The sequence below is a fragment of the Olivibacter sp. SDN3 genome, assembly GCF_014334135.1.
GTDB lineage: Bacteria > Bacteroidota > Bacteroidia > Sphingobacteriales > Sphingobacteriaceae > Olivibacter.
Genome location: NZ_CP060497.1, coordinates 609724 through 624441, shown reverse-complemented (window position 1 = coordinate 624441; position 14718 = coordinate 609724). Strand labels below are relative to the sequence as shown.

Here is a 14718-nt window from a genome sequence, read left to right as displayed (position 1 = left end):
GATGATAACAAATGGTCAGCCGGTCTACGGGCTTATAATATATAAGGCCTCTTTGATTATTTCGGCCTCAATAAGATTGACCTTGCCTATATACTCTCCATCAATCTGAAAAAAGGTGTTTTCTTTGATTTTTAATGTCACTTTATCGGTTTGTATAATCTCTGTTTTAAATGGATTAAATGGAGTTTTGAAGCTGAAACACATTTTTAGTAACTCCAATAAGGAAAACCACTTGACGATAATCACCTCAAAGTGGTCATCATATAGCGAGCCTGTTTTGTTGATTTTTACGCCAGTTCCATAGGTTGTTCCATTTGCTATAACCACCATCTCTGCCTTTCGGGCCCACATTTTTTGACCAGTAGTAATCGTTACATGCATTTTTTTATGTCTTTTAAATGTTTGCCAAGCAGCTTTTGCATATCCAGTCATTCCTCTCTCTTTAGAGGATTGAAACTTCTTGATAATACGTGCGTTTATTCCAATATCTGCTAAGTGTATACTTAATTGTTTATTTATAAGTAAAGCATGTACCCTCCTGGGTATACCATGTATGACTGTATCTAATGCTGATTTTGGGTTACTTTTAATGTTCATTTCTTTTGCCATGCCATTCGCCGATCCTGCAGGAATGATGGCTAGCGGAATAGAAGTGCCCATTAAACATTCTGCGGCAAGTTTTACTGTTCCATCTCCACCCACGGCAATTACGCGGTCAGGGTTATAACGTGCGATAGCACCTTTAATGGCTTGGATAGAACAGTTTTTAGGTAGAGGATAAAAGTGAGTTATATGTGAAGTTGCTTTAAAGTAATTCTGGATAATCTGGGTATAATCCAGATGCCTGTTACCCGAAAAAGAGTTAACAATAAAGAACAAAACGAGATCAGGCTTGCTGTTCATGATAAATTCTATTAACAACTATTAAAACCACTGAATGATTTGAATGTTTGAAAGTTAATGAGTGCTTCTGCGGAAATTAAAATATATAATGGTTATGGCCATACTAAAAACCTCGTAGTTTACGGGCATGTGTTTAAATGGAGGCCTGAAATTGATGTGAAGTTGGCCGCTAATAGCTTTCAGCAGATGCTTACATTGTTAAAATTATTTATGAGTAGGCCATATGCTTATGCTCGGTTGAGATTAGTATTCATGGATCAAATAATTGAAACAGAGTCGGCTAGTGATGGTTTTTTTAAATTTAAGTGGACTTCTGAAATGCATTTAGAACCGGGGATTTACGATCTGAAGGTAGGCTTGATTGAGGAGGGGACTGAGACCAAATATGTTCCAGGTAAGGTGTATGTACCTAGCACTACACAATATGCATTTGTATCAGATATTGATGATACCGTTTTAATATCGCATTCGGCATCGCTCTGGAGAAGGTTAAGAGAGTTGTTGGCCAGAAACCCTTACCGCCGCCGGCTTTTTGAAGATAATGTAATTTGGTACAATCTTTTATCCAACGCGGCTACCGAAACAGCACATCTAAACCCCTTTTTTTATGTCTCCAGCAGTGAATGGAATCTTTACGACTATTTACACGAAATATTTCGATACAACGGTCTGCCAACCGGATCCTTTCTGCTAAGCCATTTTAAACAGTGGTATAACTTTTTCAAATCAGGAAGAACCAAACACGATGACAAGTATCGACGGATTGATCGTTTACTTAGAGTCTTTCCCAAGCAGAAGTTTGTGCTAATCGGCGACAATTCACAGCGAGATCCTATTATATATACAGCATTAGCCAACAGATATCCCGACAGGATAGTTGCCATTTTTATACGTAATATAAAGAAAAGGCGCAGTAAATTTACTTTGCAATTGCTTAAAGATCTTGCCAAATCAGATATACGTACATGCCTTTTCGAAAATAATCACGAAGCTATCGAATTCTCGCTTAGAATCGGATTAATCCAAAAAGAAAATCTCTATTCTAATTTATCCGGTTTTTAGCGCGACTTCTGAGCTGGAAATCATTTTCCTAAGATTGTTCAACGCATATCGCATTCTTCCTAGAGCCGTATTGATACTTACATCGGTTACCTCTGCGATTTCTTTGAAGCTCATTTCACCATAATGCCGCATGATCAGTACTTCTTTCTGATCATCGGGCAGCAATTGGATCATTTTGCGGAGATCTTTATATGATTGTTGCCGAATGATTCGCTCTTCGGCACTTTCGTCATAAAATGGTAAAACATCAAAGATGTCGAAACCATCCGAATTAGTGATAAAAGGGGTGCGCTTTTCTTTGCGGTAGTAATCAATTACGAGATTGTGCGCGATGCGCATTGCCCATGGAAGAAACTTCCCTTCATCGTTGTATCTTCCCGCTTTAAGCGTTTTAATCACTTTGATGAAAGTATCTTGAAACAAATCCTCGGCTAGATAGGAATCTTTTACCAGTAAATAGATGGATGTGTAAATCTTTGATTTATATCTATGAACTAACTCTTCAATTGCGGCTTCATTGCCGACCAAATACAAATGAATTAACTGTTGGTCCGTCTTTTTATGCAGTGTCATGCTATGCTACTTTTCGTCTTTTTCGTTTAATAAAAAAGTATTTGTAAGTAGTTTTTTTTCTATAGCAGTCCTCCTAATGGTATATAATGTATACCTTGTTTTGTTAGTAAATTTCTTCAAAGCAAAACAATTTTTTTAGAAAAACAAAGAAAAAATATCAAAATCGTTTGTTATTTCTTTATTGTGTATTTTTGTGGCCGTTGCTTTTGCTTGGTCATAAAGTCAAATAAACAATCAAGTGGAGAGGCAAAAATTAGGATTATTTCATGACAAAACAGCTAGATTCAAACCCCAAATCTCATATATTAATAAAGGGAGCGCGCGTTCATAACCTTAAAAATATTGACGTAGAAATACCCAAAAACAAACTGGTGGTTATTACCGGAATGTCGGGTTCTGGCAAATCTTCTCTTGCTTTCGATACACTGTATGCGGAAGGACAGCGCAGGTATGTGGAGAGCTTATCTTCATATGCAAGGCAGTTTATGGGCAGAATGAATAAGCCTGAGGTTGATTATATTAAAGGAATAGCGCCAGCTATTGCAATTGAACAGAAAGTTATTACCAGCAACCCGAGGTCAACGGTTGGCACTTCGACAGAAATATACGATTATTTGAAACTTCTTTTTGCAAGAATTGGTATAACGATATCTCCAGTGTCTGGTAAGGCAGTAAAAAAAGATACGGTTACTGATGTAATTGATTTTGTCGGTACATTGAAAGAAGATACCGTGATAACCATTTATTGTCCTCTGCATCCACATAACAATCGAAAGCTGAAAGAAGAGCTGGCGGTCTTACTTCAGAAAGGGTTTATAAGGGTAGAATATAAAGGGGAGCTGCATAAAGTAGAGAACTTATTGGAAGATAAAGCTATCGGAAATGAGGCGGTTGGAGAAGGCGATTTAAGAATTGTGGTTGACCGCATTCGAGTCAATCAAGAAGAAGAAACTTTAAGTCGCATAGCGGATTCAGTACAAACAGCATTTTTTGAGGGAAAGGGGGATTGTTTCCTAAATGACGGCGAGAGAGAGCATTTCTTTTGCGATCGCTTTGAGCTGGACGGAATGGTGTTTGAAGAGCCAACTGCTAACTTTTTCAGTTTCAATAATCCTTATGGGGCTTGCTCGAGATGTGAGGGTTATGGTAAGATAATCGGTATAGACCCAGATTTAGTGGTGCCGGATAAAAGCAGATCTGTTTATGATGGAGCCATTGCGCCATGGAGAGGGGAAAAAATGGGCGAATGGTTATCAAAACTTGTGAAAAGTGCTATTAAATTTGATTTCCCCGTTCATCGGGCCTATAACGATTTAAGTGAACAGCAAAAAAATCTTTTATGGGAAGGAAATAGTTATTTCAAAGGGCTGGATGAGTTTTTCAAGGAGCTGGAAGAACAGACATATAAAATTCAATATCGGGTGATGTTGTCGCGCTATCGAGGGAAAACGAATTGTCCCGCATGTAAAGGTACACGGTTACGGCAAGATGCTGCCTATGTCAAAATAGGGGGAAAGTCAATTACAGATATCGTTTTAATGCCACTGGATGAACTGCTGGTTTTCTTTGAGACATTACAGCTAACGAAAAATGAAGAAACGATAGCCAAGCGGTTACTGATGGAGATAACCAATAGAATCAGATTTTTGACAGATGTAGGGTTGAGCTATTTGACTCTTAACAGGCTGTCAAATACACTTTCCGGAGGTGAATCGCAGCGGATCAATTTAGCAACATCCTTAGGTAGTTCACTTGTCGGATCAATTTACGTACTGGATGAGCCCAGTATTGGGTTACATCCACGTGATACTACGAGGTTAATCAGTGTGCTAAAGTCGCTGCGGGATGTAGGTAATACAGTAATCGTGGTGGAGCATGAAGAGGAGATGATGCGCGCCGCCGATCATTTAATCGATATTGGACCAGAAGCTGGCATTAATGGGGGAGAGCTGGTATTTTCCGGAACTTTCCAGGAAATTTTGCAGGACAAAAAAAGTTTGACTGGACGGTACTTGAACAAAGTTGAAACTATAGAAATACCAACTCATCGCAGAAAGTGGCAGCATGCTGTTCAAATTAAAGGTGCTAGAGAGAATAATTTAAAAGGAATTGATGTCAAGTTTCCGCTTTATACTTTTACTGTTGTTACAGGCGTTTCGGGATCGGGTAAGACGTCTTTGGTAAAAAGGATTTTATACCCGGCGCTTCAAAAGGCTACGGGTAATTATTCAGGAGAACAGACAGGTGTGTATGATGGCGTCGACGGCGATCTGCATATGGTGGAAAGGGTAGAAATGGTTGATCAAAACCCCATCGGTAGGTCATCACGGTCAAATCCGGTAACCTATGTGAAAGCTTGGGATGAAATCAGAACGCTATATAGTAGCCAGCCAGCAGCAAAAGCCGCCGGATTAAAACCTGCAGCCTTTTCATTTAATGTAGAAGGCGGGCGCTGTGACGTCTGTCAGGGAGAAGGCGAGGTCAAAATAGAAATGCAGTTTATGGCAGATCTCTTTCTCCCTTGTGAGGTCTGCGCTGGCAAGCGATTTAAACAGCAGGTATTAGACGTTACTTGGCATGATAAAAATGTATATGAAGTACTGGAACTTACCGTTGATGAAGCTTTAGAATTTTTTGATAGTCAACCAAAAATATTGAATAAGATAAGACCTTTAGCGGAGGTCGGTTTAGGTTATGTTAAATTGGGCCAGTCTTCAAACACGCTGTCAGGGGGTGAAGCGCAACGTATCAAGCTAGCGTCCTTTTTGGTTAAGGGTAACAATAGTAAAAACACCCTGTTCATATTTGACGAACCTACGACGGGTCTGCATTTTCATGATATTAAGAAGCTATTGAAGTCTTTTGATGCGTTGATTACACAAGGAAATACTATACTGGTTATTGAGCATAATATGGATGTTATAAAATGTGCAGATTGGATTATCGACATTGGTCCGCAAGGAGGTGAAAGAGGCGGGCAGCTGGTTTTTGAAGGTGTCCCGGAAGATTTGGTTAGCCAAAAGGGCTCCTATACGGGTGAGTTTCTGGCTGATTATTTGCAAAATAAACCATCCTATAGCTAATAGCTCTAGCTTAAAAGAGCAGTTTTATGATCTACTAAGGAGGTTGGCAAAATTATTATTCACCTGAAGAAGCTAGTTACAGTAGATTAAATTAATATATAGTTTAAAATTTGTAAATTTACAGGCATACGCAAAGTAAAGGAAATATGCTGTCCAAAAAGTCTAAATACGCAATTAAAGCACTCATTGTATTGGGTAAGAATTATGGGAAAGAACCTATGCAGATTCTGAAAATTGCAGAAGAAGAAAACATACCGAAAAAATTTCTAGAGCAAATACTGCTTGAGATGCGTAATGCCGGGATTCTATATAGTAAAAAAGGTGCAGGGGGAGGGTATAGTCTAAATAAGGATCCAGAAGATATCCGATTATCACAGGTTATACGCTTAACCGACGGACCAATAGCATTGCTCCCATGCGTTAGCCTTAATTTCTATAGACGATGTGATGAGTGTAAAACAGAAGAGACTTGTGGTATTCGGGATACATTTGTAGATGTACGAAACGCTATGCTGCAAATTTTAAATGATACGAGTATAGCCGATATCATCAAGAGAGAAGCAAACTTAGCATTAGGGTTGTAAAATATTTAACTCATTATCAGTTTGTTAATGATTTATTTTGGTTTTGAATAAATAAAGTCTACAAAAAAGGTATATTTTATATATATTTGTGGCATGCAAAAAATAAATCTACATATGAATATTACTTGCTACGGGATAAAAAAATGTATGTGTTTTTTATTTCCGGCATAGAAGAGGGTGTAGATGTAGTGATAGAGGCCTCTTCAGTTAGATTGTGGGGGCTTTTTATTAATAGTTTAAAAGGAGGTAAGCAAATGGATAAGCAATTTACCGAAGTCGAAAGGTTATATGTAGAACCTAAGATAACAATAGTTGGTGCCGGTCCTGGAGATCCCGATTTAATTAGCGTAAAAGGTGTTAAGGCATTAAAAACGGCAGACGTTATTATTTATGACGCGTTGGTTGATGAAGAGTTGTTAAACTACGTGCCAAAAGAAGCAACCAGGGTTTACGTAGGTAATCCGTCTGGTGATGAAAATTTTTCGCAACCGACCGTAAATCAGTTGATGGTTGACTATGCTTTAAACTTCGGTCATGTCGTGCGTTTGAAAGGAGGAGATCTTTTTGTATTTGGAAGGGGGTATGAGGAGCTGGATTTCGCTGCCTCTTATAGCATTGAAACAGCAATCGTTCCGGGAATCAGTAGTGCTATTTCCGTACCTGGGTTACAGGGCATCCCTGTGACGCATAAAGGAGGTAGCGATAGTTTATGGATATTAAGTGGCACCGACGGCGATGGTAAATTGAATCCAGAGTTTCGGGATGCGGCGGCGAGCAAAGCAACGGTTGTAGTCTTATTAGGGTATGATCAGCTTCATGATATAGTAGAGATCTATAAAAGCGTAGGAAAAGGGCGTCTTCCGGCAGCTGTTATACAGAATGGATCTATGAAGAATGAGAAGGTAGCAATAGGGCTGGTAAATACCATAGAAGAGGTTGCTAAAGAAGAGGCGATCGATAATACCGGTCCGGTATTGTTGGTGTTCGGCCAGACCGTTTCTTTACATAAAAGCTTTTACCACATTTTGGATTTTCTTGAAGGTCAGCAGTATTAAACCCAAAATCCGCGTTAGGGATTTGGGTTGAATCTTAGTTTTTTGGTTGTTATTAACGGCACCAGCTATCATTCTATGGCTGGTGCTTTTTTTTAATAGCAGTTATTGGGTCGAAAGGCCGCATGCAGTAGCCGCCGAAATGTAACTGTAATGAAGCCTATGTCTAAATTTCGGATTTATTCTACGGGAAAAATGGGAATTTCAGACACGTTAGGCTCCCTGTCTAACCTAAGCATCTGACTGAAATAAAAGTCTAGCCGTTCTCAGGTACCACTAGAAATCAAACATCAAGGAAAAATTAGCTAAGGATGAAAATAAAGTTTTATTGTAAATAAATTTTGTGGTAGGTTTGAACCGACAATACAAAAAGAATGAAAGAACAAAGTAAACTGGTGCGCAGTCAAGCGCAACGATCACAAAACAGAGAACACTCTGTGCCTTTATATTTGACATCAAGTTTTATTTTTGATGACGCTGAACAGGGGCGCGCAATATTTGCGGGCGAGGAGGATGGGAATGTATATTCCCGATATTCCAATCCCAACACCAATGAATTTATACAGAAAGTGTGTGATATGGAAGGCGCAGAAATGGGCCTGGCTTTTTCTTCCGGGATGGCGGCAGTATTTGCCTCTTTTGCTGCACTTTTAAAAAGTGGTGATCATATAGTTGCATGTAGATCAATTTTTGGCTCAACACACCAGCTATTTACCATGCTCTTTCCTAAGTGGGGCATCACGACGACTTATGTTGACGCATCTACACCTGAAAAATGGGAAAGTGCTATTCAGGAAAATACCCGAATGATCTTTATTGAGACGCCGTCCAATCCAGGTCTTGAATTAATAGATTTGGAGTGGTTGGGAAATTTCAAAGAGAAATATCCTGATATTATTCTTAATGTCGATAATTGCTTTGCCACTCCATATCTACAAAAGCCAATTGCCTATGGTTTTGATTTAGTAAGTCACTCTGCTACTAAGTATATGGACGGGCAGGGCCGTGTTTTAGGAGGAATTGTTGTCGGTAAGCAGGTATTGATGGACGAAATCATGTTTTTTATTCGTCATACAGGGCCGGCCATGTCGCCATTTAACGCATGGATAATATCTAAAAGCCTTGAAACACTACCTTTACGCATGGATAGGCATTGCAGTAACGCGTTAGATGTTGCCAAAAAGCTAGAAGAACATGCTGAGATAGCATTGGTACGCTATCCTTTTCTTCCTTCACACCCACAATATGAGTTGGCGAAGAAGCAGATGAAAGCTGGGGGTGGTATTGTTACCTTCATTGTCAAAGGTGGCTTTGATAGAGCGAAACGTTTTCTAGATTGCTTAAAGATGATTTTGATTACCTCTAATCTTGGAGATTCGAGATCAATTGCCACTCATCCGGCATCGACAACGCATTCCAAACTGACGGATGAGGAAAGGGAGAGTATTGGCATTCAGCCTGGTACAATTCGAATTTCTGTTGGACTTGAAGATATTAATGATATCATGGACGATTTGTTACAGGCACTCGAAAATAGTAAATAGCCTTAATGCTGTAGTTATATTTAATGGTTGAAAATAAATAAGGGAAATGAAAGTTGTATTAAATAGAGTGAACCAAGCAGTTCATTTTGAAGGAACTAGTCCTACTTCTGATGTGAAAATACAAATTGATGGTTCTCCTGACCTTGGAGGTGAGGGTTTGGGAGCGCGACCGATGGAGCTTGTGCTGATGGCTCTAGGTTCATGCAGTGCGCTTGATCTCATCAGTATCCTTAAAAAACAAAAACAGGAAGTCTCTGCCTTTTCCATTGAACTGGAAGGCAAGCGGGTAGATACCATTCCCGCAGTTTTCAAAAGCATACATCTGTTATTTAAATTAACAGGCAACATAGACCAGCTTAAAGCTGATAAAGCTGCTGAACTTGCTGTGAAAAAGTATTGCTCTGTTCATGATATGCTTGCGGCGGGAGGTGTCGATATAACTTATACCGTTGATATCGGCTAGTATCGTATCTGGGTGACGATCTTCAGCACTGTTGCATCAATAAGTAAACTTTTTTTGCTTGCAGACTGTTATTGATAGTACTCAAATTATTAATCGTATTAGGAGGAGTAAATTATGTCGATCATTTGGAAAGTAGATCCGATACATTCAGCAGTCCAGTTTAAAGTGAAGCATCTAGTTATTTCAACTGTTAGAGGGAGTTTTAACCAGTTTGATGGAACTATTGTGTCAGAAGGAGAAGGTTTTGAAGGGGCTAAGGTGACCTTTTCTGTAGACGTATCAAGCATAGATACCAACATGGGTGATCGTGATGAACATCTCCGATCCCCAGATTTTTTTGATGCGGAAAAATACCCCGAGTTGGTCTTTCATTCAACCTCGTTTGAAAAAAATGAAATTGGTGACTACCTGTTAACAGGACATCTTTCTGTAAAAGGAGTTACGGAGGAGGTTGAGTTTGATGTCATATTCGGAGGTACCGCAAAAGATGGTTATGGTAATTTTAAAGCCGGATTCGAAGCTACAACAGCGATTAGCCGCAAAGCTTTTGGGTTAACGTGGAATGATGTTACAGAAGCCGGTTCTGTTGTGGTGGCGGATGAAGTTGAGATTCTTTTAAGTTTACAGTTTATAAAACAGTAAGAACTGTTTTATTTTTTCAGAAAGGTTCCGCTCCATATTTTCTCCGCTTTTTTTCCTATAATCCAAAAGGACATAGCTAATAGAGAAAAGAAAATAGCTCTGTTGACATTATCCCAGAGATACTCAAAAAAACGGGTATAAAGGTTTATAATAAGAAAAGTGATGCCGAACTCCCTTGCAATGACATCTTTGTTTTTTAAGCCGTACCATGCAAAAGCGAGCGATACCAAGGTGGATAATACACCCCAATATAAAATGTGAAATTGCTTAACTTCTGCCCATTTATCTAAATCATCGTAATTACCAAAGATAGATAATAACCATAATGATATAAATAGATATAAAACACCCGTTATATAACTCAGTTGATGAAAAGGCCGTAAAATATTGACTTTATTTTGTACAAATAAGGCAAAAGCCGTAAGCATAGCGCCGAAAAGCGTAAAGCGAAGAGGGTAATTCATCCCCCAGAACTTAAAACCCCAATTGCTGTGATATGCTGTTTCCATAGCAAACCAAATACCTAATGCAATTAACATGAAGGCCCAGATAGTTTTGGAGTGCAGTTTTAATGCCAATAGGGTATAAATTACAATGGACACAAAAAATAAAAGGGAATAAGCGCCATTTTCTTTTTCGATAATCTTGCCTAAGTAGCCTATGCTGGTAGCTGTAGCAAATACACCGAGTACCATTAGGCTTTCATTACTGAATAATTTTTCTGGATGTCTCTTCTTATTATAAGAACCAAGATAATAAAATAGCGTTGCTAAAATAGCACAGAACGCACTGATAACAATGTTAGGGGTTTGATACAGTCGGGAAACCAAATCTAAAACTTGCTGATCAATAAACAAGGATAGAAAAGCCAAAACAATACAGGATAATGCTATCCAAAAGGAATATTGTGCTAGCCGTCGCCAATCAAAACCTTTTACCTCATACGACGCGTGTAAACGTCGGGCGGTATTATCATCAATGAGGTTTTCCTGGTGCCAATGATCGATGGCGTTTTTTATAGTTTCTTGCTCATGTCTGTCAACATTAAGTTTCATCTGCTTTTAACTTAAGAGCATCCGTATTTTTTTTTCATCTTCAGCTAACTGCTGAGTCATTTGTTCTACGTTATCAAATCTATGGTCATGACGAACAAAATGTAAAAATTTGATGCGTAATGTTTTTCCATACAAATCTTCATTGAGATCAAAAAAATTAATTTCGATGCTCCGGTTAACCCCTCTAACCGTTGGACGGGTGCCAATATAGCCCATACCTTTTAGCAATGGGCCTTTTACGGCTGGCTTATAGTCGCCAGTGGTCATTTCTTCTTGTTCCAAAACGTTTGCTTCAACCGCGTAAATTCCGTATGCAGGTATCAGCTTATAAGTTTCCGCTACTTCAATATTGGCCGTAGGAAAACCGATTGTACGGCCTAATTGTTGACCTTTAACTACTTTTCCCGTGATATGGAAGGGGTAACCTAAGTATTTATTAGCGGTGGCAATTGCACCAATAATAAGCGCTTCTCTTATTTTTGTAGAAGAAACTGCGACATCGTTGATGTCTTGTTCCGGTATTTCCTGTACCGTATAATGATATTGTTCGGCATATTTTAGCAAATCAACCAACGACCCCTTACGGTCTTTTCCAAAATGGTGATCATAACCAATGATGATGCGTTTAGTGCCTATTTTACTTACCAAAACTTCGCGTATATACTCTTCCGCAGATTGGTTGGAGAAATCTCGAGTAAATGGTGTTATGATTAAATGATCTATACCGCAGTCGGCCAGTCTATCAGCCTTTTCTTCGATGGTATTGATGAGCCTTAAACTATCGTCATCTGGATGCAGAATCATTCTTGGGTGCGGAAAAAAGGTTAGTAATACAGTTTGGCCTCTGATTTTCTTTGCGTAATCACTTAAGCTGCTGATAATTTTCTGATGACCAATATGTACACCATCAAATGTACCAATAGTAACAACCGCATTATCTAAAGGTATGAAATCTTCAATGTTTCTATATATTTTCATTCAAATAATTCATTAACTATAGCCCTTACTAAGCCTTCAATAAGCTTTGCGCTATTCATGGATCGGTTTGCTATTCAGTAGTAATGAACCTGTGGGCTAGTGTGAATTTTTTTTTAATTCATTTATATGGTTTACAATATCGTCAATTTGGTAAGCATTGTCAATGTGAAAATGTCCATTGCGAACTCTCCTAAGTTGACTCAGATAGGCTCCATTATTCAATATTTTGCCAAAGTCGTTTGCCAAGGAGCGTATATAGGTGCCTTTACTACAGATCACCCTGAAATCCACTTCGGGTAACGCAATTCTTGTCAGTTCAAACAGACTGATTCGTACATTTCTTGCCTTTAGTTCAACTGCTTCGCCCCGGCGCGCTTTTTCGTAGAGCCGTTCTCCTTTTACCTTAACTGCAGAATGTGCCGGAGGGTATTGTGTAATGTCACCTGTAAAATTTTTGCAAGCTTCCTTTAAATCGGATGCACGAAGTGCTGATGTATCAAAATGTTGTTCTGGAGCAGTCTCTAAATCATAGGAAGGGGTCGTTGCTCCCAGTATAAAAGTACCTGTATATTCTTTTTCCTGTGCCTGTAATTCGTCTATTGTTTTGGTACGTTTTCCTGTGCAAACAATGAGCAATCCCGTAGCCAGCGGATCCAACGTTCCGGCATGTCCTACCTTAAGTTTAAGAGGTTTTAGGGTATTCCTTATTTTGTTTACCACATCAAAACTTGTCCATTCATAGGGTTTGTCTATTAACAAAACTTCTCCTTCTACAAAGTCAAATGTTGGATAAGATCGATCTTTTTTATTGTTTTCTTCCATTACAGCACAGATAGACTGTGGCCACTTAGTAGCATCACGATAATCACTCCTCCAACAATAATTCTGTACCACCCAAAGGCTTTAAATCCGTATTTGGTTACATAGCCAATGAAGCTCTTAATGGCAATAATCGCTACAACGAAGCCAACAATATTGCCAACTACCAAAACATTGATCTCCTGTTGTGTAAATGCATAGCCGTCTAAATAGAAATCCAAAAGCTTTTTTGCGGTTGCACCGAACATGGTAGGTACCGCTAAAAAAAATGAAAACTCTGCGGCCGCTTTCCTCGTTAGCTTTTGTGCCATACCCCCTACAATAGTTGCTCCCGATCGTGACATTCCCGGAATCATAGCTAAACATTGGAATAAGCCAATTTTTAAAGCGGTAAAATAAGATATTTTATCAGAATCTTCGATTCTCGGATTGTTAAACCACTTGTCTACAAACAGCAAAATCACGCCACCAATAACCAATGTAACGGCTACTGTCATAGGGCTCTCGAGCATGTTGTCAATAACATCACTTAAGAGCAATCCAAAAAATGCTGCTGGTAGAAAAGCAACAAATAACTTAAAATAAAAAGACCATGATCTAAAGAACCTTTTGTAATATAGAATTACTACCGATAGTATGGTGCCCAATTGAATAGCCACCGTAAATAATTTGACAAAAGCAGTGGGTTCTATGCCTAGTAAAGCTGTAGCTATTATGAGATGGCCTGTGGAGGACACAGGTAAAAACTCTGTTAAACCTTCTACGATGGCTAACACGAGCGTTTCAATCAACGTCATTACGAATTATTAGAATTATTATCTTGTTTGTTAGGGTTTTTTAAAATAGCAACAATACCCAATGCAAACCCGGCAACAACAACTATTGGTGCCAAAGTTATTTTTGTAAAACTATAGATATCAGTTTTTCCTGCCATTAATATAAATCCCAGAACAACTATTGCCATACTTAATACCATCAATTGGTAATTTAACTTGCCAAACACAAAAGTTGGGCTTTGTTTTGTTTGGACAGTCTTTTTTCTTTCTTTAGCCATAATAATAGAATTTTAGCGCCACATTTTATCGATAGAGGTCATTCATTCTCAAGCGTAAATACTTGCTTACCGCAAAATAAGTGCTTGCCCCAGATATTAGAATACCCAAACAAATAACACCAATAAAGATTAAAGCAAACTCAAAGTAATTACGAAGAATAACAATCTCTGGAATTTGTTCTTGTGCAAAATATAAAGTGATCAAAAGTAGAATGATGGCGATCATTCCACCTAAAAGACCATGAAGAATACCGTAACCGAGAAAAGGGCGTCTAATGAAGCCTTTTGTTGCTCCTACCATCTGCATACTTTTAATGAGAAAACGTTGCGAGTAAATAGCCAAACGAATCGTATTATTGATAAGAGCAACAGCTATAACAAGTAGTATTGCAGCAAAAGCTAATATGATTAAGCCTATGATACGGATGTTTTGGTTTACCATATCAATAAGCGAATCTTGATAAACGACTTCTTTTACCGATGCATTGTCAGAAACTTGTTTTGTGAACGTTTCAACCCCAGCTTTATTGGCATGATCCGCTTTCAAATAAACATCAATGGAAGAAAGCAGTGGGTTATAACCTAAAAATTTCACGAAGTCTTCGCCCAGATCGTTTTGGAGGTTTCTTGCTGCTAATTCCTTGCTTACATACTGCGTACGTAAAACTGCTTCATTGCCATCTAGTTCCTTCTGTAAATTCAGAATGTCAGCTTCTTTAACGTCTTCATTAACGATAATATTAAGTACTATATTTTCCTTAACATAGTTTGAAAGGTTCTTGGCGTGTACTAAAATCAAACCCAATAAGCCTGTCATCAATAAAACCAAGGCAATGCTGATTACCGTTGATATATAAACAGATTTTGTTTTTCGCGATGAGGTACTTACTTCAAATTCTTCCATAT

15 protein-coding genes are annotated in these 14718 nt (G+C 38.6%); 7 read left to right on the top strand and 8 right to left on the bottom strand.

Annotated elements, in window-relative coordinates:
* Window positions 1-24: 24 nt before the first annotated feature.
* Window positions 25-903 carry a diacylglycerol kinase family protein gene (locus H8S90_RS02620; RefSeq protein ID WP_187341062.1) on the bottom strand — a complete coding sequence of 293 codons (879 nt, stop codon included), beginning with the start codon at window positions 901-903 and terminating at the stop codon, window positions 25-27.
* Window positions 904-960: 57 nt separating this feature from the next.
* On the opposite strand from H8S90_RS02620, the gene H8S90_RS02615 reads away from it, so the two are divergent.
* Window positions 961-1965 carry an App1 family protein gene (locus H8S90_RS02615; protein ID WP_187341061.1) on the top strand — a complete coding sequence of 335 codons (1005 nt, stop codon included), beginning with the start codon at window positions 961-963 and terminating at the stop codon, window positions 1963-1965.
* Here the strand turns inward: H8S90_RS02615 and H8S90_RS02610 are convergent.
* Window positions 1951-2538: an RNA polymerase sigma factor gene (locus H8S90_RS02610; protein WP_187341060.1), complete on the bottom strand. Its 588-nt coding sequence runs from the start codon at window positions 2536-2538 to the stop codon at window positions 1951-1953. The two genes, H8S90_RS02615 and H8S90_RS02610, sit on opposite strands and share 15 nt — an antisense overlap.
* Before the next feature lie 266 nt (window positions 2539-2804).
* On the opposite strand from H8S90_RS02610, the gene uvrA reads away from it, so the two are divergent.
* The 6 genes from uvrA (at window position 2805) to H8S90_RS02580 (ending at window position 9906) form a co-directional block, all read left to right on the top strand.
* Window positions 2805-5621, top strand: a complete 2817-nt coding sequence (gene uvrA / locus H8S90_RS02605) for an excinuclease ABC subunit UvrA (protein WP_187341059.1) — start codon at window positions 2805-2807, stop codon at window positions 5619-5621.
* Between the two features lie 146 nt (window positions 5622-5767).
* Complete coding sequence (locus H8S90_RS02600) at window positions 5768-6205, top strand: Rrf2 family transcriptional regulator (RefSeq protein ID WP_187341058.1); 438 nt, start codon at window positions 5768-5770, stop codon at window positions 6203-6205.
* A 143-nt stretch (window positions 6206-6348) separates the two neighbouring features.
* The gene (gene cobA, locus H8S90_RS02595) at window positions 6349-7260 is read left to right on the top strand and encodes a uroporphyrinogen-III C-methyltransferase (protein ID WP_370525679.1); all 912 of its coding nucleotides are present in this window, start codon (window positions 6349-6351) and stop codon (window positions 7258-7260) included.
* Between the two features lie 371 nt (window positions 7261-7631).
* Window positions 7632-8801 (top strand): PLP-dependent aspartate aminotransferase family protein, encoded by a 1170-nt coding sequence (locus H8S90_RS02590; protein WP_187341057.1) that lies wholly within the window; start codon window positions 7632-7634, stop codon window positions 8799-8801.
* Window positions 8802-8847: 46 nt separating this feature from the next.
* On the top strand, window positions 8848-9264 hold the full coding sequence (locus H8S90_RS02585) for an OsmC family protein (RefSeq protein ID WP_187341056.1): 417 nt from the start codon (window positions 8848-8850) through the stop codon (window positions 9262-9264).
* Window positions 9265-9378: 114 nt separating this feature from the next.
* On the top strand, window positions 9379-9906 hold the full coding sequence (locus H8S90_RS02580; RefSeq protein ID WP_187341055.1) for a YceI family protein: 528 nt from the start codon (window positions 9379-9381) through the stop codon (window positions 9904-9906).
* A gap of 8 nt (window positions 9907-9914) precedes the next feature.
* Here H8S90_RS02580 and H8S90_RS02575 read toward each other — a convergent pair whose 3' ends face one another.
* The 6 genes from H8S90_RS02575 to H8S90_RS02550 form a co-directional block, all read right to left on the bottom strand.
* The gene (locus H8S90_RS02575; RefSeq protein WP_187341054.1) at window positions 9915-10961 is read right to left on the bottom strand and encodes a DUF2157 domain-containing protein; all 1047 of its coding nucleotides are present in this window, start codon (window positions 10959-10961) and stop codon (window positions 9915-9917) included.
* 6 nt (window positions 10962-10967) lie between these two features.
* Window positions 10968-11939, bottom strand: a complete 972-nt coding sequence (locus H8S90_RS02570; protein WP_187341053.1) for a bifunctional riboflavin kinase/FAD synthetase — start codon at window positions 11937-11939, stop codon at window positions 10968-10970.
* A gap of 96 nt (window positions 11940-12035) precedes the next feature.
* Window positions 12036-12761, bottom strand: coding sequence for a tRNA pseudouridine(55) synthase TruB (gene truB, locus H8S90_RS02565; protein ID WP_187341052.1), 726 nt, complete (start codon window positions 12759-12761; stop codon window positions 12036-12038).
* Complete coding sequence (locus tag H8S90_RS02560; RefSeq protein WP_187341051.1) at window positions 12761-13555, bottom strand: undecaprenyl-diphosphate phosphatase; 795 nt, start codon at window positions 13553-13555, stop codon at window positions 12761-12763. Before H8S90_RS02560 ends, truB begins: the two co-directional genes overlap by 1 nt.
* Entirely contained in the window at window positions 13555-13812 is a 258-nt protein-coding gene (locus tag H8S90_RS02555; protein ID WP_187341050.1) for a DUF3098 domain-containing protein, read from the bottom strand. The genes H8S90_RS02560 and H8S90_RS02555 overlap by 1 nt, the downstream gene beginning before the upstream one ends.
* Before the next feature lie 25 nt (window positions 13813-13837).
* Window positions 13838-14716: an ABC transporter permease gene (locus H8S90_RS02550; protein WP_187341049.1), complete on the bottom strand. Its 879-nt coding sequence runs from the start codon at window positions 14714-14716 to the stop codon at window positions 13838-13840.
* Window positions 14717-14718 lie beyond the last annotated feature (2 nt).